Genomic DNA, 21,701 nt, shown 5'->3' with positions numbered 1-21,701 from the left:
GAGTTTGTATCCCTTGTCCATCAAACCTGCCGAGGTCGGGCTATTTCAACTTTCCCACTTTCCAATCTTCTAACCCCTAGTCAACTCGCCAATTATTTCATTTCTCCTGCTTCTTGATATAGGGATCTTGATGAATCCCATATCCAGTTCATTTCCCATGATTCCAAGCACTTTTGATTTGGATACGATATAGGTTTTGTGGACACGCAGGAATTCGCTTCGTGGGAGAAGTTCTTCGAGGCTTTTCATCGTCATTAGAGTAATGAAGCGATCCTTAGCGGTGAAAATAGAAGCGTAGTTTTCCATGCCTTCTATATAGTAGATGTCAACAAAGTTGATGCGTTTCAAGGCATTATCCACTTTGATATAGAAGTGTTCTTTTTCTATGGTGCTGGCAGTGAAAGTATTGCGATTTTGCTTGAGTTCGAGGATTTCCTTGGCTTTGTTTATAGCTTTGATAAATCTATCGAAGGGATAAGGTTTTACCAAATAGTCCACCACATTCAGTTCAAATCCTTGCAAGGCATAGTTTGGATAAGCTGTAGTCAAGATCACCAAAGGTGGGTTTGTGAGCGTCTTGAGGAAATCAAGGCCAGTGATCTTGGGCATTTGAATATCCAAAAACATCAAGTCCGGTTTTTGCGAAGCTATCATTTCATTGGCTTGGAGGGCATTTTCACAGACACCGCAGAGTTCTAGGCATTCTATTTCACGCACATAGCTTTCCAATCCCTGACGGGCAAGTGGTTCATCTTCGACTATTATTGCCCTCATTTTCATACTTCCAGCTTGATTTTCAAATGTACAAAATATCCCTCTTGGTCATGCCTAATATTCAGCTCATGTTGCTTTGGATAGACCAGTTCAAGTCTTCTCTTGATATTGTTCAGACCAATTCCACCCACTTCTTGCTCTTTCAATACATTTTTGTCTTCGCAAGTATTGAAAAATGTGGCTTTCAGAAGTTTTCCGTCTCTTTTTATATTGATCTGTACAATGTTAGGTCGGTCTGTATACGTTGATAGATGCTTGAAGCAATTTTCCAAAAATGGAATCAGCATCAAGGGTGCGATCTTAAAGCCACTCAAATCCCCTTCCTTTTCAAACTTCAAATCCAATCTCTCACCTTTTCGAATCTTTTCAAGAGCAAGGTAGTTTTCGAGGTAATCCAATTCTTTGGCGATGTCTATCCTTTCTTCTGTAAACTCATAAAGCTGAGATCTTAGCAAATTAGACAGCTTGATCAAGGTGTCAGAGGCCTTTTCCGGATCAATCTTTATCAATACATAAATAGAATTGATGGTGTTGAAGAGAAAATGTGGATTGACTTGTGATTTGAGATATTGTAGTTCGGTCTCTACCCGCTCTTTTTCCATGGCTTCTACTTTTCTTTGCTGCTTTTTATTGTGGGAGAATATCGCAAGTACCAATAAGGCACCCACCGTGAAGAAGTTGGAAATAGAAAAAAACATGATGACTTGCATGAAATCTGCTTTAAAGATTTCTTCGGGCATGACTCCAAGCCATAATTTGATCATGCCATACATCACAAAACTTATAGCTCCGCATAGAGCAAGATATATCATGATCAATAGAAAAGAATTTAGCTTTTTTTGATTCTCTGATAGAAATAACCACCGCATCAGATAGAAAAGTGAGGCATGGGCAATGAGATAAATTCCCGTTACTCCATAAAGATCAATTATGTTTTCATAGTATGGAGTATAGTATTTGACCCAAAAGAAAAAGTATGTCACCCAAAATAATACATGGTGAAGTTTATACTGTCTCAGTTTTTCAATCATCTCATTTTTTTTTTAGAATCTAAAGTATTCATGCGCAATTAGGTCCCGATTTTTTTATGTCTTTTTGTTCCTTTGGCAGAGACCAAAACATAAAATCCTGTAACCAATGCCGCAATTGAAGCAAGCAAATGGATTTGCCCAATGAAGTTGCCAGTAATGCTACCCATAAATTTATTTGTTTTGAATATCTATGAATTCAAACTTTGAGCTTTAACCTTTACTTTTTTTTTGAAAAGCTTTAGCCAAACCTAAAGTTAAAAACACAACAGCTACAATATATAATGTCCACCAAATCATTTTATTCTTTTTTCAAAAATCGCAATAATCAAGAAAGCAATCAAAATTGATTGACCAATCGTAAGTTTTCCATGACCAATTGCCGATAAAAGCGAATTGTTTGAGAAAAGGGAAGTTTTAGGCCTTAGAAACAGTTTTTGAGAGAGCTTTTTACATTTCGTCAAGTCCCAGACTCCCTATGTCAAAGTAATTTTAAGATGTCTTTTCCTTCTGCCAAATTTGAGTCAAACAAATTAACAAAATCATGAAAACAACAAATTCAATCTTGACGCTTTTATTATGCTTGGGCTTTTCAGGGATATTATTTGGGCAGCAATCAGAAAAAGTAATGAGTACGACAGTGCTTGGTAAGGGACAGCCGATGATCTTAATTCATGGGATGGCTTGCAATTCCGATGTTTGGGATGATTTGGTGGAAAGATATAAGGAAAACTATGAATTGCATCTGGTTCATATCAAGGGATTTGGAAATGATGAGTTTGTGAAAAAAGATCATTACCTCAAAGCAATTTTGGAAGAATTGATTGCTTACACGAAGGAAAAAAAAATGAAAAATACTATTCTGGTAGGTCACAGTATGGGAGGATTTTTGGGGCTTTGGGCAGCAGCAGAGGAACCTGAACTATTTGAAAAAGTGGTTTCAATAGATGGAGTGCCGTATTTCCCTGTATTGCAAATGCCAGGGATCACTCCTGAGTCAGCCAAGCCTATCGTTGAGCAAATGACTTCAAGCATGGCCTCAATGAATGAGGAGCAAGCATTACAAAACCAAAAAATGATAGTGGAATCGATGATTGCTACTCCTTCAAAAAGAGAAAAAGTGGTAGATATGGGAATGAAGAGCAACCCTCAAATAATCGGACAAGCATATGGAGAAATGTATACCACGGATATCCGTCCATTAATGGATAAAATCCAAATCCCAGTTCAGGTATTTGGTGCTTGGGCTGCATATCAAAGTTACGGTGCTACCAAAGAAAATGTGACATTTGGATATAAAAATCAGTTGAAAGACATCCAAAATGCAAATTTGCTAGTTGCAGATAGTGCTTATCACTTTGTATTCGTGGACGAGCCAGATTGGTTTTACTCGGAAATGGAGCGATTTATCAAATGATTTATATATGCTCCTATTAGAATTAGCATTAACTATTCTGGATATACGGAACTTTGCCACTAACTACAGAAAAGCCTGATTTAGCTTAGATCCGATATTAATTGATATTAGATACTCTTAGATATTGAACATAAGCAAGCAATTGACCATGGAATTAAAGCTACTGGCAAAGATGCGTATAATCATATTAACTATTTAGCAAAAAGCCTTTCAGGTCAAATCGAAGACTTGAATGGCTTTTTGCTTTTAAAAAAAAATTAGTCTTCAAAATTGAAATCCACACCTTTTTTGAGGGTGATGATGATCACACCATTTGATCCTTTCGATCCATATTGAACTGTTGCTGTAGCATCTTTGAGTACTGTGATACTCTCAATATCATTTGGATCCATGTCATTCATATCCCCATCCTTGATAATTGTTTCTTTACCATCTTTTTTGATAATGTAAAGAGGTTGGTTTTCCCCTGACAAATTACTTGTTCCCCGTAGGACAATACTCGTTGATTTTTTCTCTCCATCTGTCTCTGAATAGGTTGGCGTAACACTAAATGTGGATACCCTATTATTTGTTGAAACCCCATCTACTCTTCCGTTACCTTTATATCCCATAACTGAAATATTAGGTTTATTTAACTTTGCCAATTCAGCTGCCTGTTCTGCATTCAGCTCATTTCTGATGGCCAATAGGTTGCTGAATTGCCTTTTCTTTAATTGGTTTTCTAAGTTTAGGACTTTATCCATTTGCTTTTGGGCTGCTTCTGAATTGATCTTTGGTTCTTGGAGTATTTTCTTGAGTTTTTCATTTTCAGCATCCAGATCCCACCTTAGCGTGCTGAACTCACCAGCATTTTTGCTGTGAATAGCCTTTATCTTTTCTGCCTGTTGATCGGTTAAGGAGATTGTTTCCCTATTTTTCATAATCAATTCGGCTGGAAACAAACTTCCCTTAAACAAATCCTGTCCTTGAACCATCCCTGCCAAGAGTAACAAATATACTGTGAGTAATTTTTTCATAATTTTTTAATTGGTTTAGTAAGTGTCTAACAATGATGCGGTAGGAGATTCCCATACATCCATGGAGGAGGTGTGTTCGATGATAAACTTTTGTTCATCATCCTCTCCTTCTATCAATGAAATGATGATCATGTCTTGATAAAGTTGGGATTCCTCCTTTTCTTGATTCAAAACCCATATTCCCAAAAAAAGTGAAGCTGCTATTCCTATTGGAATTAGCTTCCAAATCTTGAATGGTGTTTTTTTTGAATAAGGAGGAGTAATTATTTTTTTGTCTTTGTTTCGAAGCTCAGAAAAAAACATTTCCAGCTCTTCATCAGCAATATCATCTTGTAGCTTCATAATGTTGTTTTTTTAAAATGAGTTCTTTCAATTTTTTCTTTCCCCTGTCGTAATGTGTCCGTGCTGTTCCCAGTCCAATCTCCATTATTTCAGAAGCCTTTTCCAATGTCATTTGGTGATAAAATACCAACAAGAGTATTTCCTTTTGTCTATCTGGCAGCATCAAGATCAATTCCTCGTGCGATGTAGCCTCTGGGATTTTTTCAGGTTCTACCAAGTCAAAGTCAGCATTAAGAGGGACTGTTTTCTTATTCTTCTTTTGCCATTCCAATGCTGTAAATCTGATTACTGAAAACAGCCAGGTCTTGACTTTTGCTTCGGCATTGAATTTTGCTTTTTCTTCCCAAATCTTCAAATACACCTGTTGAAGGACATCTTTCGCAAGATCATCATCGAAATTGCAACACTGTCGTGACCAAAAATAGGCCTCACGGTGATGTTCTTTGATGATTTGATCGAGTAGCTCTTGCTTCATACTTGTACCTTAGTGTCTAAAAATACAGAATATATGACAAGGGCTAAGAATTTTCTCAAGATTCAAAATGATAATATAGATAAATGAAGTTTCTGTATTTTGATCCAACATGAAGTCTTTCCGATCTCTTGTGGTTGATTTTTAAACAATTTCACATCGTTTTTTTATTTAGGTGATGTGTTGTTTGTTACGTTCAGTTCAATTCAAAATATGAGTATCCGCAATGTTGCACGTAGGGTAAGAAGTACCTTTATAAGTTGCGGATACTCGTCAGCAGACAACAGCTCACAGTCAACAGAACCACAAATCGTTCATCCAACAACCCATTGTTTGGCTACGTGCAAGAAAGCGGATAGTCATAATTCAAAATTTTGATTCTTAATTTGACGCTATCCTCAAAAAAGGGAATTTGGAGAAATCTTAGAAAATTCACCAAAGAAATTAAGAGGTCATACACAGAATTTCACCAAATATTCTTTGGAATTATCAATATTGGTGGCATAGACAGAGATTTGTTAGGAGAAGTATTTTTTTAGGGATTTATTGAATTGGATTATCCATTGATTAAAACTAATTTTGGGCAACCTAATTAAAATTATCAACATGAAAAGAGATCAGGCTATCTTTGACTTAATTGCAAAAGAAGAAAACCGTCAGAAAACCGGAATCGAATTGATCGCATCTGAAAATTTTACCAGTAAGCAGGTAATGGAAGCGGCAGGAAGTGTATTGACCAACAAATATGCCGAAGGACTTCCGAACAAGCGGTATTATGGCGGTTGTGAAGTAGTTGATCAGATTGAGCAATTGGCGATAGATCGAGCAAAAGAGCTTTTCGGGGCAACTTGGGCCAATGTTCAACCACATTCAGGTGCACAAGCAAATGCCGCTGTATTCTTGGCTGTACTGAATGCAGGAGATAGTATTTTGGGTTTTGATCTTTCTCATGGAGGGCATTTGACACACGGGTCTCCAGTGAATTTTTCTGGTAAATTATATAAGCCTCATTTTTATGGTGTCGAAGAAGAGACAGGTTTGATTGACTATGATAAAGTAGAAGCTACAGCACTTGAGGTGAAGCCTAAATTGTTGATTTGTGGAGCTTCTGCATATAGTAGGGATTGGGATTACGAACGTTTGAGAGATATTGCTGACCAAGTTGGAGCTATCTTGTTAGCAGATATATCACATCCATCTGGTTTTATAGCCAAAGGTTTATTAAATGATCCTTTGGAATTTTGCCATATCGTGACTACGACTACCCACAAGACTTTGAGAGGTCCTAGAGGCGGTTTGATTTTGATGAGAGAAGATTTTGATAATCCTTTCGGTATCAAGACTCCAAAGGGCGAATTGAGAAAAATGTCTGCACTTTTGGATTCTGGTGTGTTTCCAGGTACGCAAGGTGGACCCTTAGAGCATATCATTGCTGCCAAGGCGATTGCTTTTGAAGAAGCGCTTTCGGATGAATATATGGAATATATCCTACAAGTGAAGAAGAATGCGACAGTGATGGCTGATGCCTTTGTAGGTTTAGGATATAAAATCATCTCTGGTGGTACAGACAATCACTTGATGTTGATAGACTTGGGCAACAAAGAGCTTACAGGAAAAATCGCAGAGGAAACTTTGGGCAAAGTAGATATCACCATCAACAAAAACATGGTTCCTTTTGATAAAAGATCACCTTTTGTCACTTCAGGTATGCGAGTAGGTACGGCAGCTGTGACCACGAGAGGGTTGAAGGAATCAGACATGAAGCGTATCGTGACATTGATAGATAATGCACTTACCAATCATGAAAATGAAGAAGTTCTTGCCAAAATCAAATCGGAAGTTAACGATTGGATGGTACAGTTCCCATTATATTAATGTGATTATCCGCAATTGGACAAAGAATTACAAATTTCTAAAATGTAATCGTGCGGATAATCGTCAACAGCCGACTGTCCATAGTGGCATATTATAATGTATGAACATTATTTTAAGAGGCTATAGGTAAGAAGGTGGATAAAAATTTAATTAATTACCAAAATCAAAGGTGGCATTAGATCAGTATAGAGAAGAAGACGAGGAAGAAGAAGGAATGTCCTTTTTGGACCATTTGGAGCAGCTAAGATGGCACTTGCTCCGTTCTGTAGCAGCAGTCTTGGTATTTACTATAGCTGCGTTTCTGGCGAAAAGTATTGTGTTTGGAAAAGTGATTTTGGGGCCTTCCAAAGTTACTTTCGTTACATATCAATTGCTCTGCAAGGTTTCGGATTATTTGAATATTCCAGCGCTTTGCATTCAAGAATTACCTTTTACAATCCAAAGCCGTCAGATGACAGGGCAATTTTCCATGCACATCACTTCCAGTTTGGTCGTAGGTTTGGTGGTTGCTTTCCCTTATTTGTTTTGGGAGATTTGGAGGTTCATCAGTCCGGGATTGTACAGCAAGGAAAGAAACGCAGCTAGGGGAGCAGTTTTCTTCGTGAGTTTGTTGTTCTTTATGGGTGCTGCATTCGGGTATTTTATTCTGTCGCCTCTGTCTATCAATTTCCTTGCAAACTATCAGTTGGATCCAAGTATTCTCAACGAGTTTGACATCACTTCTTATGTGACAACAGTCGTTATGTTGGTCTTGGCCTCAGCATTGATGTTCCAACTTCCCGTTGTGATCTACTTCCTGTCTATGTCGGGATTGGTTTCTGCAGCGACTTTGAAGTCTTACAGGAGACATTCGATTGTAGTCATTCTGGTAGTCTCTGCTATCATTACACCTCCTGATGTCATTAGTCAAATTATCATTGCGATGCCGATTATGGTTCTTTACGAAACAGGAATCATGATAGCCAAGAGATTGGAAAAGAAAAGGGCATTAGAAGAACTTAAAGAAAACCAACAATAAAACCATGTCAAAGAAAATAGCTATCGGTGGTGACCATGCAGGTTACGCTTACAAGCAAGATATGATTGCCAAGCTAGAAGCTGCAGGTTATATCATCAAGGATTTTGGGCCTTATACTGATGCTTCTGCAGATTATCCAGATTTCGTTCATCCTTTGGCTGAAGCGATAGAGAGCGGGGATTTTGAAAAAGGAATCCTTATCTGTGGAAGTGGAAATGGTGTGGCAATAACAGCCAACAAACACCAAGGGATCAGAGCTGCTTTATGTTGGAATCAAGATTTGGCAGCATTGTCAAGACAACACAATGACGCAAATGTATTGGCACTTCCAGCGAGGTTTATACCTTTTGATTTGGCAGTAGAGTTGGCAGAAATTTTCCTTTCGACTGATTTTGAAGGTGGAAGGCATGCTACCCGAGTGAATAAAATTGCTTGTAAATAAAAAAAGCGAGACTTAGGTCTCGCTTTTTTTGTGTTTTTTTATCTGGTTTTTTTTATTTCATGTATCAAGCACAACCATTTCTTTCTTTTTGATACGATTGGTTCGAAAAATTCAAAAGGTTAAATTATGTAAGCCCTTATTTAAGAAAATCCCATTTTTCTTAAATAAGGAATTCTCTTATTTAAGTTTTTGATCAATATCTTAAATAAGACACTGGTTAATTTAAGATTTTCGCTCATTAGTTTTTGCATCTTCCAATTTGATAAAAACTACTGTAAATCAACTGGATAAGTTGTTTATATGGAAATTAATTAGTAAATTTTACTCAAATTAAGCTGGTTCTATTTTTTGATATTGATTTTCACCATAAACTATAAATGTATGAATACCAAAGAAGTAACTGTTTTTGTGCAAACTTGGCTCAAAGGTAAAGGTTTGTATATAGGAAAGATTGATGGAGATTGTGGTCCAAAGACTTTGGCAGCTATAGATGCTACAGATCAAATTCCAAAAAATTGGTCAGATCGGAGGAAACTAGTAGGAATGCTACAGTACATCACCATGCAATATGGACAAAAACCTGGTGAAGTTGATGGCTATTTCGGTCCAAATACGCAATATGCTTTTGAGAGTAGTCGTAAGATTTCTGAAACAGGAAATCAACCTGAAATTTGGAGACCAGAAGAAATTGCGATCAAGCCCAGCAATTGGCCAAAGCAATACTCAACTGAGTTCAATAATTTCTATGGGTTGAAAGGGAGTAATCTGGTATTTGCCAACACTCCTTACCCATTCAAAATCGCATGGAATCCAAACCAACAAGTCAGTAGATTCACTTGCCATGCAAAAGTAAAAGAAAGTGCAGAAAGGGTTTTACAGAAAGTTTTGAGTCACTATGGACTCCAAAGAATCCAAGAGCTGAGGCTTGATTATTTTGGAGGCTGTTACAATGAAAGGTCAATTAGGGGAGGGACCCTCCCGAGCATGCATAGCTGGGCAGTTGCGATAGACTTTGATCCTATCAACAACCAACTTCAATGGGGACGAGATAGAGCATCATTTGCAAAGTCTGCTTATGAGCCTTGGTGGAGGATTTGGGAGGAAGAAGGCTGGGTAAGCCTAGGCAGACAGCGGAACTTTGATTGGATGCATGTACAGGCAGCCACTTTATAGATTTAAGCCTTCTAATTCCTTTTTTATCCTACTTTCATTCCTTTAAGTTCTCGATAAGTTTACTTAATTTTGCCGCTATGGCAAAAAATGAACAAACTGCGGAAAATACGCAACTGAAAGATATAATTGCACATGCCAAAGAGTATGGTTTTGTGTATCCATCCTCTGAGATCTATGATGGTTTGCAAGCTGTCTATGATTATGGAGCTTATGGGGTGGAATTGAAAAACAACCTCAAGAGACTTTGGTGGGAAACGATGACCCGACTCAACGATAATATTGTTGGGATTGATGCATCGATTTTTATGCATCCGACTACTTGGAAGGCATCTGGTCATGTGGATAGTTTCAACGATCCGATGATTGATAACAAGGACTCCAAAAAAAGATACAGAGCGGATGTGCTGATCGAGGAAAAAGCAGCTTCCTACGAAAATGCAGGTGATAAAGGAAAAGCCCAGGAGTTACTCAATGCTATGGGTAGATTGTTGGAAGCGGAAGACCTTGCGGGAGTTCGCGACTTGATCATCAACGAAAATATCAAATGCCCTATATCTGGTACTACCAATTGGACAGATGTACGCCAGTTCAACCTGATGTTTTCAACCCAAGTAGGATCTGTGGCAGAAGATTCTTCTACCATCTACTTGAGACCTGAGACAGCACAGGGAATTTTTGTCAATTTCCTCAATGTCCAAAAGACAGCGAGAATGAAGGTTCCATTTGGAATTGCACAGATAGGTAAGGCTTTCAGAAATGAAATCGTAGCCCGTCAGTTTATTTTCAGAATGAGGGAATTTGAACAAATGGAGATGCAATTCTTTGTAAGACCGGGCTCAGAACTGGAGTGGTACAAGCAATGGGCTGATACAAGAATGAAATGGCATTTAGCCTTGGGCATTCCTCAAGAGAAATTAAGAAGACATGACCACGAGAAGTTGGCTCACTATGCTAATGCAGCAATGGATTTGGAGTACCAATTCCCGTTTGGGTTCAAAGAAGTAGAAGGGATTCACTCAAGAACAGATTTTGATTTGAAGAGCCATCAGGAATTCTCAAAGAAAAAGCAACAGTACTTTGATCCAGAAATCAATCAGAATTACATTCCTTATGTGATCGAGACTTCTATTGGAGCAGATAGATTGTTTTTGATGACTTTGTGCAATGCTTTTGTAGATGAAGAAGTGGAGGGTAAGAAAAGAACCTACCTGAAATTCCATCCAGCTATCGCACCTGTAAAAGCAGCTATTCTTCCTTTGACCAAAAAGGATGGATTGCCTGAAAAAGGGAAAGAAATTTTCGATGCGTTGAAATATGATTTCAATATCATTTATGAAGATTCTGGATCTATCGGTAAGCGCTACACACGTCAAGATCTGATAGGAACTCCATATTGTATCGCTGTGGATCATCAAACTTTGGAAGACAACACAGTTACGATCAGGCATAGAGACACCACAGAACAGGAAAGGGTGACTATCTCTGAACTTCAGGAAAGATTGGCTGAAGCTTGTAGCTTTAGGAGGATTTTCGAGAAGGTCGATTGAAGATTGGAAGATTAGAAAATTAAAAGATTAGGGAGCAGGCCTTTTGGGTTTGCTCCTTTTTTTGTAGATGATTTGTAGATTGGAAAATTAAAAAATTGAAAAAATCGGGTAACATCTAATATTGATTTATATCAGATAATGCACTGTTAACTGATAAACATTTATACGCTTCTTTGCTAGTAGCTTTAATTCCATGGTTGATCGCGCACTTATTTTCAATATTTGAGAGTATCTACTATCAATCATTATCAGACCTAAGCTATATCCGTTTTTTCTTTAGTTTGTTGCAAATTTCCTTATATCCATGAACATTTAATGCGTAAACATGTCTTCAAAGAAACTGTCTGGCATTGATTTGAGAATCACCCCATTAATTCCCCGAAGTTCTTGATGCCCTTTTGCTCTGCTAATTTTAGAAGTTTCATCATTAATTGGGCTGTAAGGAATGCGTCTCCCGCTGCGGTGTGTCTATCATCCAGAGGAATCCCATAGCGCTCACAAAGACTATCCAATGAATATTCACCTCTTTTACCCATTCTGGGATCATAATGTGGCCCATTTTCCAAACGAATTGCCAAAGCCTTGGTGTCAATCATCGGGTTTAGCAATTCTTTTAAGCCAAATGATTTCAAAATCTTATTGATCATAGCCAAATCAAATCCAATATGATGTCCTACTATAATATCAGAACCCACATAACGAAGGAGATCTGAAGCAAAATCCTTTAGAGGTGAAATTTCTATTGGATAGAGTATTTCATGGACTTTCACAGAGTTGGTGTTTTGGATGGGGGCATCTAGGTAAGTTTCAAAAGTTTCCTGTATTTGAATGCTATATCCCTTCAGTTTGATAGCTCCAAATGACACGATGTAGTCTTTTTTGGTATCCAATCCTGTGGTTTCAGTATCCAATACCACAAATTTGAGCTGGGAAATCGGTCTTAGTTTGGGTGTTTTTTTCTCAAACAAGGCTTCATATTCCTTTACAAAAGGAGACTTGGATATTTTTTTTCCGGTAAAAAAATCTAACCAACCCATATCAGTTTGTGAAATAATCTAATTGAAACCTTACCCGCATGATTTTTTGTAATTCATCTATTGGTGCAAATGTGTTTTTGAGTAATTGTCGCTGCAATTTACCCAAAACTTCTGGCTGTAGATACCTTCCACCACTATCAGACCGCATCCCTTCTATTGCCCGCATTCGCATAAGGATCTCATAGGCTTTACCAGCTTCCAGCATCAATTCTTGATGATTTGGTTCTAATTCTGCAAGTTTCTCGAATCGTTTGAAAGTATTGTTGATCCCTACTATCTTATGACTCAGTACCAAAATCCTGGCAATATCTGCCAATGGCATCATGGCACGTAATTTTATATCAAATTTATCCCTATGCTCACCTGTTCTTTCCACAATGAAATTCCTGAAAAATCCCAAAGGAGCTGGATTCAGCAAGGCATTTTTTGCCAAGAAATTCAAGAAAATGGTTTTCCCAGTGATCTCTTGATAAATATGGTCTGTCATGGCATCTGCCAAGGTCTTGTGTCCAAATACAGGTCTGAAATCGAAAAAAATCGTCGCATGGAGCAAAGCTTTCTGATTTGGGCTGATGATCCAATCAGAGAAATAATGCTTCCATTTGGATAGTGGTTGGCACCACTTAGGGTTATTGGCCATCATATCTGCTGGGCAAGGTTGAAATCCGCAAATCAGCAATGTTTCGATAACCTCCTCTGCGATCAGCAACATGTATTTTTGTACTTCTTCCTCTTGACCCGGAGCCACGTCTTCATAGACAATGGCGTTGTCCAGATCAGTTCTCAACAACTGTTCTTCCCGCCCTTCGCTGCCCAATGAAAGGAAGCAAAATTTAACTTTTGAAGCTTTGGGAAAATCTGGGTCATGCTTGCTTTTGGCAATCTGAATTGCTCTTTGGATGATGATGTCGTTGATTTCGGAAATTATATTTGCAACAAAATCCATCGCAACCTCATTTTCCAAATAATACTTCAAAAGTAACTCAGCACGATTTCTGACTTTTGCCATTTCATGGATATCCCAAGTATTCATCAAGGCATTGATCAATACAGCTGGACTATTTCCCTGGGATAATAATATGTCATGGTCTGATAAAATCCCTGTAACTGGACTTTGGCTAGATCCATCTTCAGTGAAAATGAGATGATGAAGCCTATTTTTGATCATTGTCAAGTAAAGGTCAGAAAAGCCTGCATCTTTGCTTTTGGTAATGACAGGATTGGTCATTATTTTTTCAACCAAAGTATCGTAAGATAAGCCTTGTGCTACGACTTTGTTCCTAATGTCTTTATCTGTGATGATACCTAGCGGATATTTACTTTCATCGACGATGATGACTGATCCCACTCCTTTCTCTGACATCGCCTTAGCTGCTTCTCCTATACTTTTGCCTGCCAAACAGCAAAGTACATCTGTTGAGAAATTCAAGTCAGATTGGCCAGAGAAGATCATCAAACCATTATCTTTCGACAATTCTTTAAACTCACTTCTGGCTTTTTGGGATTGGGAAAGATCCGATCTTACCACTACCTGACCTGATGCAAATCCAGCTGCAAAATACAAACTTACCCTGCTGTTTTCTTCCAGAATTTTTTCAAATATGCCAACAGGAACAGCATATACCAAGCTATCTTCTTTCGCTTGGGCATTCAAAATATATGGTCGCTTGCCCAAAAGTGCCAATACCCCAAAAACATCTCCTTCGTCACAAACTTCTACCACTTTTTCTCTACCTTCACGATATTCTGCTAGTTGCACAATCCCTTCTTTCAAGACAAAAAAGAAATTCTGCGCAGCATCTCCTTGGCGGAAAAGAAACTCGTCCTTGGCAAAGTATTTCACCTCCACTTCTTTGGCAACCAAGCCTAAAGTGGCATCATTAAGAAATGTAAACGGGGGAAAACGCTTGAGAAACTCTTTTACCCTATTGACAATGACGTTGGACATTTGATGGTGAATTTGGTTAATTTAGCTTCTATTCTTCTCAGGGTTTTTTTATAGAATTTCTTCTTTTGGTAAATATATAAGTTGATACTAGATATTGCTTGATATTCTTCATACTTCTGACAGCTATTTTCAAAGAAAGCATTTTGGATTAAATCCCGATTTTAAAGCGCATATATCAAAAAAGGAGCAAATTTGAATTTAGTATTTGCCCCTTTTTTCTTTATGAATGAAGGATTAAAGCCAAATTTCAATCAATATCAAATATCGATCAATATCTATTCACCTCCAAAAGCAATGAGTTAAGATGAATTATTGCCTCCCATCAATGATCTCCTTCACCACTTCAGGATCCAATAAGGTGGAAATGTCTCCCATGCTATCAAGATTGCCTTCAGCGACTTTTCTGAGAATTCTTCGCATGATTTTTCCTGAGCGGGTTTTTGGAAGTCCGGATACGATCTGGATTTTATCTGGCTTGGCTATAGGCCCAATGATTTTGGAAACTGTGGCTTTGATTTCGTTTATCAAATTTTCTTCAGTTCTATTCGTCATATCACAGATCACATAGGCATAGATTCCCTGGCCTTTGACTTCATGTGGATAGCCGACTACTGCTGATTCGATCACCAAAGGATGTTCGTTGATGGCATTTTCGACTTCTGCGGTACCCATTCTATGGCCAGATACATTGATCACATCATCTACTCTTCCCAAGATGCGGTAGTAGCCATCATGGTCTCTTTTGACACCGTCTCCCGTAAAATACATTCCCTTGTACGTGGAGAAATAGGTTTGCTTGCATCTGTCATGATCACCATATGTGGTTCTGATCATTCCTGGCCAAGGAAATTTGACACATAAATTTCCTTCCACCGAATTGCCAGTTAGTTCTTTTCCTTCAGGATCTACAATGCAAAGCTGTACACCTGGAAGTGGCAATGTAGCATAAGCAGGTTTGGTTGGTGTGATTCCGGCAATTGGAGAGATCATGATTCCGCCAGTTTCCGTCTGCCACCAAGTATCTACTATTGGGCATTTTGTTTTCCCAACATGTGTATGATACCAATGCCACGCCTCTTCATTGATTGGCTCCCCTACCGAACCTAGCACTTTTAAGGAGCTCAAATCATAAGGTTGAATCGGGTCTGTTCCGTAAGCTTGCAATGCCCTAATAGCTGTTGGTGCTGTATAGAATTGATTTACTTTGTATTTTTCTACCACTGCCCAGAATCTTCCTGCATCTGGATAAGTAGGTACACCTTCAAACATGACTGAAGTGCCTCCAGCTAACAAAGGCCCATAAACTATATATGAGTGTCCTGTGATCCAGCCAATATCCGCAGTACACCAATACACATCACCAGGCGAATATTGGAATACATTTTCAAATGAATACTTTGTATAAACCATGTACCCGCCAGTGGTATGTACTACACCTTTTGGCTTTCCAGTAGAACCGGAAGTATATAAAATGAACAACATGTCTTCGCTATCCATTTCTTCAGCAGTATTTGTGTCTGCTTCACCTTCTATTACTTCATGCCACCAATAATCACGACCTTCTTTCATCGTGACTTCTTGTTCAGTTCTTTGGTATACAATGACTGTTTCAACTGAAGATTTCTCCAATGCTTCGTCTACGACAGCTTTCACAGCTATTTTTTTATTGCCCCTGAAATTACCATCAGAAGTCAATACTGCTTTTGCTCCACAGTCATTGATTCTGTCAGATAGTGCTGAAGAACTAAATCCAGCAAAAACTACAGAATGGATCGCACCGATTCTGGCACATGCCAACATTGCAGTAGCTGCTTCGGGAACCATTGGCATGTAGATGATTACTTTGTCACCTTTGCCTATGCCTTTTGCTTTCAAAGCATTCGAAAAACGACAAACTTCATGATAAAGCTCTCTATAAGTAATCGTACGTCCTGCTTCATTCGGGTCATTTGCTTCCCAGATAATTGCAGGGCGGTCACCCAATGTATATAAATGTCTTTCAAGAATGTTCTCTGTGATATTCAGTTTGCCATTTACAAACCAATTCACATCTGGGCCTTCAAAATCCCATTCTAGAACCTTATCCCATCTTTTTTTCCAATGAAAAGAATCGGCTATTCTCGCCCAAAACTCCTCAGGTTGTGTTACGGATTTTTGATACTCATGAAAGTAACCGCTAAGGGTATGAATTCTATCACTCATAATGTGGTTATTTAAGATTTTAGGTTTAAAATTTTTGATTTAATCAATTTAATAAGTTTTTGACTTTGGAGACAAGCTCTTTGTTGCCAAAGGGCTTTGTCAAGTATAAATCAGCACCAAGATCAAGTCCTTTTTGGATGTCTTGTTGCTTACTTTTTGCAGTGAGAAACACTACCTTTATTTTAGTGTGCTGCTCTTTGATGTGTTTGCAGACTTCATACCCATCGACTTTTGGCATCATGATGTCCAGTAGAACTAGCTCAGGCTCTATTTCTGAAATTAGGTCTAGTGCCTCTTCTCCATCTCTTGCGATAAATACCTTGAATCCTTCTTTTTTGAATAGGTATTCCAGTGACAAAAGAATATTGGGTTCATCATCCACTATCAAAATCTTATTCATAATGTTTCAATTAATTATTTTCATTTTCGACTGGACCAATGGAAGGGTGAATTCAAAACAGGTACGATCTAATATTCTACGTACTTCTATTGTTCCATGATGATATTCTACTATTTTTTTTGAAATTGCCAAACCTAAGCCACTGCCCAAAGGCTTCTTACTGGTCTGATTCTTAGCCTGAAAGAATTTGTCAAATATATAGGGCACTTCTTCCTCTGGTATTCCTTTTCCATCATCCCAAACGCTTATCAATAAATGATTCTCTGTTTTTTTGGCTTTTAGGTTGATGTTTGATTTGGCAAATTTTGAAGCATTGGACAATAGATTTATAAGGACTTGTTTGATCCTATCCTGATCCATAGGAATCAAGACAGTTGAATTTATCAAGTTATATTCAAAATGAAGGCCTTTTTCTTGGAAAATATGATTCATAGAATCAATTACTTCCAATATCAGTGAATCTACATTTGAATTTTCAAGGTTCAACTCCTGTCTTCCCGAGTCAAAGCGCTCCAAATCCAACACCTGATCAATTAGCCTGCTCATCCTTTTGGTTTCTTGTATGATTATTTCCAAAAACTTTGCTCTATCAGCTTCTGGAAGATCTTGATCCAACAAAATCTCAGAAAATGCGCGAATTGAGGTAATCGGTGTCCTCATTTCATGCGTGACAGTAGATATAAATTCGTCTTTCAGCATATCATTGATCTGAAGAGATTCATTAAGAGATTTCAGTTTTTCCGACGCTATTTGAAGCTCCTTAGAATTGATCTCCAGTTGATCATTCAATGACTTCAGTTCACGTGTTTCTTTCAGGATTCCCAATACTTCTTCCATGCTGATTTCTTCCTCCTTGACTACGGATGCAACGATAATCCGAGCTGATGCGGAACCTATGATGCCTGATAGTAAAAGCTCTGAATAATTAACCAATTCTGAATCGGCAAAAATATTATCATCAAGCTCTTTTCCTGTATGTTTTACAAAATCCTGAAGAGCATCCTGGGTTTTGCTGACACCAAGGAAATTTATCAACAATGCTCTGATGTCTGGCACATATGCTTGTCCTTTCCATACAATGGCCGTATCTAGTGACTCACTGTATCTGAATATGTCTACGAAGATTACAGCTTGATTGTGCTCTTTGGAGGTTTGCTGACTGAAAAGTGAAATGACGACATATAATATTGTGTTGATAGTCAAGCTGAAGAATAGCCCATGACTAATGTAACTCAAGTCAGCGAATCCCAATAAAGCTTGAGGTTTCAAAAAGCCGAACCCAAATAAACCTTCATTCAGTAGTTTTTCGGAGATATAATCTGCTGTCACCATGGTTGGCACGACCAATGTGAAAAACCACAGAGAAAAGCCTGCTAGAATCCCAACCAATGCACCAGTTCTTGCACCTTTTTTCCAATAAATCCCACCAATGATTGCTGGTGCAAACTGCGCTATTCCTACAAATGAAATCAACCCAATGGAAACCAAGGAGAATTGCCCTGCGATTTGTTTGTAATAGAGGTAAGCTGCTAGAATAATTAAGAATATTGCTACTCTCCGAGACCATATCAATACCAATCCAAGTCTGTGCTGATATTTTTTTTGGAATCGATCATTTATTAGCAATAAAGGCATTACCAAGTTGTTGCTGACCATGGTGCTGAGGGCAATAGTAGAGACAATGATCATACCTGTAGCCGCAGAAAAGCCTCCCAAATACACTAAAATTGCTAGCCATTTTTGATCAAAAGCAATCGGAAACGCCAAAACAAAAGTGTCTGCTTCATAATTTCCAATAGGAAAATGTACCAAACCTCCAAAAGCAATAGGAAGCACAAATACATTTATCAATAGTAAGTAAAGCGGGAATAGCCACATGGCTGTATCAACATGCCTTTCGTTGGTATTTTCAATCACTCCCATCTGGAATTGTCTTGGAAGAAACAGGATGGCCATCATGGATAACACACTCATCCAAAACCATTCTGAAGCGCTGTTTTCTCCTTGCATTACAAAAAGATGGTTTAATCCCTCAGCTGCGGCTTTGCTGAAAATGTCGGTAAATCCGTCAAAAACAAAGTAAGTAACAAAAACTCCGACAATCAGAAAAGCTATCAATTTAAAGATGGATTCGAAAGCTACCGCCATAACCATCCCTTCATGTTGTGCCGTAGCTTCTATATTTCTGGTGCCAAATAAAACTGTAAAAAATGCCAGTCCCAAGGCCAAATAAAAGGCGGTATCCTGATAGAAAGGAAGGTTTGCGAGCGTTTCAGTAACCCCACTGCCTTGTAAAATCTGAAATGAAGATGCAATGCCTTTGATCTGAATAGAAGTATAAGGTAATATGCCTAAAAGACAAACGATAGTGACTACTCCGCCCAAAGTGATATTTTTTCCATACCTGCTCGAAATAAAATCTGCGATGGAAGAAATTCGCTGTACTTTGGAAATCCTGATAATCTTCCGCATGACAATCCACCACAATGGGGCGATCAAACTCGGACCAATATAAATTGTGAGAAACTCTAGGCCGTTGGTTGCTGCTCTTCCTACGGATCCATAGTAAGTCCACGCAGTGCAATATACTGCCAATGTTAATGCGTAAATGGCTGGGTGGTTTGAAAGCCTTCTGCCATTTGATGCAGAACGTTCAGAAAACCATGCTATCGCAAAGAGCAAAGCCAGATATCCAAAAGTGAACGATATAATCAGCGCATTGCTAAACATCCTTCTTTTTTACTTTTTTGACAATAAGATAAGTCATTAGAACAATCCCGAGCCAAATAGCAAAAACAAATAAGAAAAGTACAGGAATGCCAAACCAAGTTTCCGGGATATTATAAATCCCCAAGACTGGGTAATTCAAAAGAATTAATCCTAAGAAAAAAACGACCCACAGATATTGGTTTTTTAAACCTTCTTTCATCTTATTTATATTTTCAAATCAAAAGTTTAAATTAAACTATTTCATATTTTAATAAAAGGAAACCCCAAGATTGAATCAATGGAGTTTCCTCTTTTTTAAGATTAATGATCATGTGCTTTGCCTGCACCGCGAGGGATTCTGATTTCTTGAATCATGTCTTGAACATGCTGCGGAGGAGCTGGAGTTGCTTTTGAAACTGCAAAACATACTATGAAATTGATCAACATGCCTATAGAGCCTATTCCTTCAGGAGAAATGCCAAATAGCCAGTTGTCTATGCTATTCAACTCAGGGTTGATAAATTTGAAATAGGATATATAGCCTATCGTGAAGATCAGTCCAGAGAGCATTCCTGCTATTGCCCCTTCCTTGTTCATTCTCGTGGAGAAAATCCCCATAATGATCACTGGAAAAAAGGATGCTGCCGCCAAACCAAAAGCAAAGGCAACAACTTCAGCTACAAATCCTGGAGGTTTGACACCAAAGTATCCAGCTAAAACTACCGCTCCTGCTGCCGAAATTCTAGCGATCAAAAGTTCTCTTTTTTCTGTCATATTTGGTTTGAATGTCCTAAACAAATCACGGGAAACGGAGGTGGAAATTACCAATAAAAGTCCTGCTGCAGTGGATAATGCTGCTGCCATTCCACCGGCTGCCACCAAGCCAATCACCCAATTTGGAAGATTTGCGATCTCTGGACTTGCCAAAACCATAATGTCTTTGTCAATATTTAACTCATTGGTTTCTGGATTTGCAGAATATTGAACAATACCATCTCCATTTTTATCATTCACAGTGATCAGATTGGTTTTTCCCCAGTTTTCTACCCATACAGGTAAATCATCCACAGGTTTGTCTGCGACTGTTTCTATGGCATTGTAGATTCCAAACACTGCTACAGCTGGTGCGGTGGTGTATAAAATCGCGATAAAAACCAACGCATATCCCGCAGAGAGTCTGGCATCTTTTACCCTAGGAACAGTGAAAAATCGCACAATAACGTGCGGTAGGCCTGCTGTCCCTACCATCAGAGCTAAAGTAATCGCAAAGATGTCAGCCATTCCTTTTCTACCAGAAGTGTATTCAGCAAATCCCAAATCTCCCAACACACCATCAAGCTTGTCCAATAAGTAAGTACCATCAGCTACTGTTCCTCCCATACCCAATTGAGGAATGGGATTGCCTGTCAGCTGCATGGAAACAAAAATGGCAGGTACCATAAAGGCGAAAATCAGAACACAATATTGGGCGACTTGGGTGTAGGTAATGCCTTTCATACCACCTAATACTGCATAGAAAAATACTATACACATCCCAATGAATACCCCCGTATTGATATCGACTTCTAAATAGCGTGAGAATACGATTCCAACACCTCTCATTTGTCCAGCCACATAAGTGAATGAGATGAATAGTGCACAAATTACAGCAACCACACGTGCCTTATTGGAATAGTACCTGTCTCCGACGAAATCAGGGACAGTAAATTTGCCAAACTTTCTCAAATAGGGAGCGAGCAATAAAGCCAAAAGTACATAGCCTCCGGTCCAGCCCATAAGATATACAGATCCATCATATCCCGAAAAGGCAATAATTCCAGCCATAGAAATAAATGATGCTGCCGACATCCAGTCTGCGGCTGTTGCCATTCCATTGGCTAGGGGAGATACGCCTCCACCTGCTGTGTAGAATTCTTTTGTAGATCCAGCTCTTGTGTAGATCGCAATTCCAATGTAGAGTGCAAATGATGCACCTACAAGTATATATGTCCAAGTTAAAATATCCATTTTGCGATTTCTATTTGAAATTAATCTTCATTTACATCAAATTCCTTGTCAAGCTGATTCATGCGCACAACATACACAAAAATCAAAATCACAAAGGAATAAATGGAGCCTTGCTGGGCAAACCAGAACCCTAACTTGAAACCGCCAAGACGTATTTCATTGAGTTGTTCTACGAATAATATTCCGCATCCAAATGATACGATAAACCAGATGAATAGAAGTACTCCCAAGATTCGGAGGTTCTTTTTCCAATAGGCTTCTTTACTAAATTTGTTTTCTGACATGGTTATTGGG

19 protein-coding genes are annotated in these 21,701 nt (G+C 38.5%); 6 read left to right on the top strand and 13 right to left on the bottom strand.

All coding sequences use genetic code 11. The annotated features are described in order from the left end of the window. Positions 1–69: 69 nt before the first annotated feature. Genes MM236_RS04975 through MM236_RS19680 form a run of 3 tightly spaced genes read right to left on the bottom strand, consistent with a single transcriptional unit; the run spans position 70 to position 1,972 of the window. Positions 70–780: a LytR/AlgR family response regulator transcription factor gene (locus tag MM236_RS04975; protein ID WP_241273844.1), complete on the bottom strand. Its 711-nt coding sequence runs from the start codon at positions 778–780 to the stop codon at positions 70–72. Next, on the bottom strand, positions 777–1,805 hold the full coding sequence (locus MM236_RS04970) for a sensor histidine kinase (protein WP_241273843.1): 1,029 nt from the start codon (positions 1,803–1,805) through the stop codon (positions 777–779). Before MM236_RS04970 ends, MM236_RS04975 begins: the two co-directional genes overlap by 4 nt. A 38-nt stretch (positions 1,806–1,843) precedes the next feature. Then, positions 1,844–1,972: a DUF2306 domain-containing protein gene (locus tag MM236_RS19680; protein WP_255742339.1), complete on the bottom strand. Its 129-nt coding sequence runs from the start codon at positions 1,970–1,972 to the stop codon at positions 1,844–1,846. A gap of 374 nt (positions 1,973–2,346) precedes the next feature. Here MM236_RS19680 and MM236_RS04965 point away from each other — a divergent pair, with 374 nt between their 5' ends. Further along, a complete protein-coding gene (locus MM236_RS04965; RefSeq protein WP_241273842.1) occupies positions 2,347–3,219 on the top strand; it encodes an alpha/beta fold hydrolase in 873 nt (290 codons plus the stop codon). A 257-nt stretch (positions 3,220–3,476) separates the two neighbouring features. On the opposite strand, the gene MM236_RS04960 is transcribed toward MM236_RS04965, so the two are convergent. Genes MM236_RS04960 through MM236_RS04950 form a run of 3 tightly spaced genes read right to left on the bottom strand, consistent with a single transcriptional unit; the run spans position 3,477 to position 5,052 of the window. Next, positions 3,477–4,235: a Spy/CpxP family protein refolding chaperone gene (locus tag MM236_RS04960; protein WP_241273841.1), complete on the bottom strand. Its 759-nt coding sequence runs from the start codon at positions 4,233–4,235 to the stop codon at positions 3,477–3,479. Positions 4,236–4,250: 15 nt separating this feature from the next. Next, complete coding sequence (locus tag MM236_RS04955) at positions 4,251–4,577, bottom strand: hypothetical protein (protein ID WP_241273840.1); 327 nt, start codon at positions 4,575–4,577, stop codon at positions 4,251–4,253. Beyond that, entirely contained in the window at positions 4,561–5,052 is a 492-nt protein-coding gene (locus tag MM236_RS04950) for an RNA polymerase sigma factor (protein WP_241273839.1), read from the bottom strand. Before MM236_RS04950 ends, MM236_RS04955 begins: the two co-directional genes overlap by 17 nt. Positions 5,053–5,655: 603 nt before the next feature. On the opposite strand from MM236_RS04950, the gene glyA reads away from it, so the two are divergent. The 5 genes from glyA (at position 5,656) to MM236_RS04925 (ending at position 11,104) form a co-directional block, all read left to right on the top strand. Continuing rightward, the gene (gene glyA / locus MM236_RS04945) at positions 5,656–6,924 is read left to right on the top strand and encodes a serine hydroxymethyltransferase (protein ID WP_241273838.1); all 1,269 of its coding nucleotides are present in this window, start codon (positions 5,656–5,658) and stop codon (positions 6,922–6,924) included. Between the two features lie 169 nt (positions 6,925–7,093). Then, positions 7,094–7,942, top strand: a complete 849-nt coding sequence (tatC, locus tag MM236_RS04940) for a twin-arginine translocase subunit TatC (RefSeq protein ID WP_241273837.1) — start codon at positions 7,094–7,096, stop codon at positions 7,940–7,942. A 4-nt stretch (positions 7,943–7,946) separates the two neighbouring features. Further along, on the top strand, positions 7,947–8,384 hold the full coding sequence (gene rpiB / locus MM236_RS04935; RefSeq protein WP_241273836.1) for a ribose 5-phosphate isomerase B: 438 nt from the start codon (positions 7,947–7,949) through the stop codon (positions 8,382–8,384). A gap of 381 nt (positions 8,385–8,765) precedes the next feature. Continuing rightward, positions 8,766–9,557, top strand: coding sequence for a M15 family metallopeptidase domain-containing protein (locus MM236_RS04930; RefSeq protein ID WP_241273835.1), 792 nt, complete (start codon positions 8,766–8,768; stop codon positions 9,555–9,557). Positions 9,558–9,634: 77 nt separating this feature from the next. Beyond that, on the top strand, positions 9,635–11,104 hold the full coding sequence (locus tag MM236_RS04925) for a glycine--tRNA ligase (RefSeq protein WP_241273834.1): 1,470 nt from the start codon (positions 9,635–9,637) through the stop codon (positions 11,102–11,104). A 362-nt stretch (positions 11,105–11,466) separates the two neighbouring features. Here MM236_RS04925 and MM236_RS04920 read toward each other — a convergent pair whose 3' ends face one another. The 7 genes from MM236_RS04920 to MM236_RS04890 form a co-directional block, all read right to left on the bottom strand. Next, entirely contained in the window at positions 11,467–12,141 is a 675-nt protein-coding gene (locus MM236_RS04920; RefSeq protein WP_241273833.1) for a 3'-5' exonuclease, read from the bottom strand. 1 nt (position 12,142) lies between these two features. Further along, the gene (locus tag MM236_RS04915; protein ID WP_241273832.1) at positions 12,143–14,089 is read right to left on the bottom strand and encodes a DUF294 nucleotidyltransferase-like domain-containing protein; all 1,947 of its coding nucleotides are present in this window, start codon (positions 14,087–14,089) and stop codon (positions 12,143–12,145) included. A 309-nt stretch (positions 14,090–14,398) separates the two neighbouring features. Beyond that, on the bottom strand, positions 14,399–16,291 hold the full coding sequence (acs, locus tag MM236_RS04910; protein ID WP_241273831.1) for an acetate--CoA ligase: 1,893 nt from the start codon (positions 16,289–16,291) through the stop codon (positions 14,399–14,401). Between the two features lie 43 nt (positions 16,292–16,334). Then, positions 16,335–16,691 carry a response regulator transcription factor gene (locus tag MM236_RS04905; protein WP_241273830.1) on the bottom strand — a complete coding sequence of 119 codons (357 nt, stop codon included), beginning with the start codon at positions 16,689–16,691 and terminating at the stop codon, positions 16,335–16,337. Between the two features lie 6 nt (positions 16,692–16,697). After that, entirely contained in the window at positions 16,698–19,421 is a 2,724-nt protein-coding gene (locus MM236_RS04900; RefSeq protein WP_241273829.1) for a sensor histidine kinase, read from the bottom strand. A 300-nt stretch (positions 19,422–19,721) separates the two neighbouring features. Then, entirely contained in the window at positions 19,722–21,407 is a 1,686-nt protein-coding gene (locus tag MM236_RS04895; RefSeq protein WP_241273828.1) for a sodium:solute symporter family protein, read from the bottom strand. Between the two features lie 20 nt (positions 21,408–21,427). After that, positions 21,428–21,691, bottom strand: a complete 264-nt coding sequence (locus MM236_RS04890; protein ID WP_241273827.1) for a DUF4212 domain-containing protein — start codon at positions 21,689–21,691, stop codon at positions 21,428–21,430. Positions 21,692–21,701 lie beyond the last annotated feature (10 nt).

The organism is Belliella calami (assembly GCF_022549695.1).
GTDB classification, from domain to species: Bacteria; Bacteroidota; Bacteroidia; order Cytophagales; family Cyclobacteriaceae; genus Belliella; species Belliella calami.
The sequence above is the reverse complement of the archived record's forward strand: the minus strand, read 5'-3'. Positions and strand labels throughout refer to the sequence as shown.

Excerpts from the sequence above, each read along its gene's own strand:
- MM236_RS04975 (WP_241273844.1), bottom strand. The coding sequence starts at position 780 with ATGAAAATGAGGGCAATAATAGTCGAAGATGAACCACTTGCCCGTCAG.
- MM236_RS04970 (WP_241273843.1), bottom strand. The coding sequence starts at position 1,805 with ATGATTGAAAAACTGAGACAGTATAAACTTCACCATGTATTATTTTGG.
- MM236_RS19680 (WP_255742339.1), bottom strand. The coding sequence starts at position 1,972 with ATGGGTAGCATTACTGGCAACTTCATTGGGCAAATCCATTTGCTTGCT.
- MM236_RS04965 (WP_241273842.1), top strand. The coding sequence starts at position 2,347 with ATGAAAACAACAAATTCAATCTTGACGCTTTTATTATGCTTGGGCTTT.
- MM236_RS04960 (WP_241273841.1), bottom strand. The coding sequence starts at position 4,235 with ATGAAAAAATTACTCACAGTATATTTGTTACTCTTGGCAGGGATGGTT.
- MM236_RS04955 (WP_241273840.1), bottom strand. The coding sequence starts at position 4,577 with ATGAAGCTACAAGATGATATTGCTGATGAAGAGCTGGAAATGTTTTTT.
- MM236_RS04950 (WP_241273839.1), bottom strand. The coding sequence starts at position 5,052 with ATGAAGCAAGAGCTACTCGATCAAATCATCAAAGAACATCACCGTGAG.
- glyA (WP_241273838.1), top strand. The coding sequence starts at position 5,656 with ATGAAAAGAGATCAGGCTATCTTTGACTTAATTGCAAAAGAAGAAAAC.
- rpiB (WP_241273836.1), top strand. The coding sequence starts at position 7,947 with ATGTCAAAGAAAATAGCTATCGGTGGTGACCATGCAGGTTACGCTTAC.
- MM236_RS04930 (WP_241273835.1), top strand. The coding sequence starts at position 8,766 with ATGAATACCAAAGAAGTAACTGTTTTTGTGCAAACTTGGCTCAAAGGT.
- MM236_RS04925 (WP_241273834.1), top strand. The coding sequence starts at position 9,635 with ATGGCAAAAAATGAACAAACTGCGGAAAATACGCAACTGAAAGATATA.
- MM236_RS04920 (WP_241273833.1), bottom strand. The coding sequence starts at position 12,141 with ATGGGTTGGTTAGATTTTTTTACCGGAAAAAAAATATCCAAGTCTCCT.
- MM236_RS04915 (WP_241273832.1), bottom strand. The coding sequence starts at position 14,089 with ATGTCCAACGTCATTGTCAATAGGGTAAAAGAGTTTCTCAAGCGTTTT.
- acs (WP_241273831.1), bottom strand. The coding sequence starts at position 16,291 with ATGAGTGATAGAATTCATACCCTTAGCGGTTACTTTCATGAGTATCAA.
- MM236_RS04905 (WP_241273830.1), bottom strand. The coding sequence starts at position 16,691 with ATGAATAAGATTTTGATAGTGGATGATGAACCCAATATTCTTTTGTCA.
- MM236_RS04900 (WP_241273829.1), bottom strand. The coding sequence starts at position 19,421 with ATGTTTAGCAATGCGCTGATTATATCGTTCACTTTTGGATATCTGGCT.
- MM236_RS04895 (WP_241273828.1), bottom strand. The coding sequence starts at position 21,407 with ATGGATATTTTAACTTGGACATATATACTTGTAGGTGCATCATTTGCA.
- MM236_RS04890 (WP_241273827.1), bottom strand. The coding sequence starts at position 21,691 with ATGTCAGAAAACAAATTTAGTAAAGAAGCCTATTGGAAAAAGAACCTC.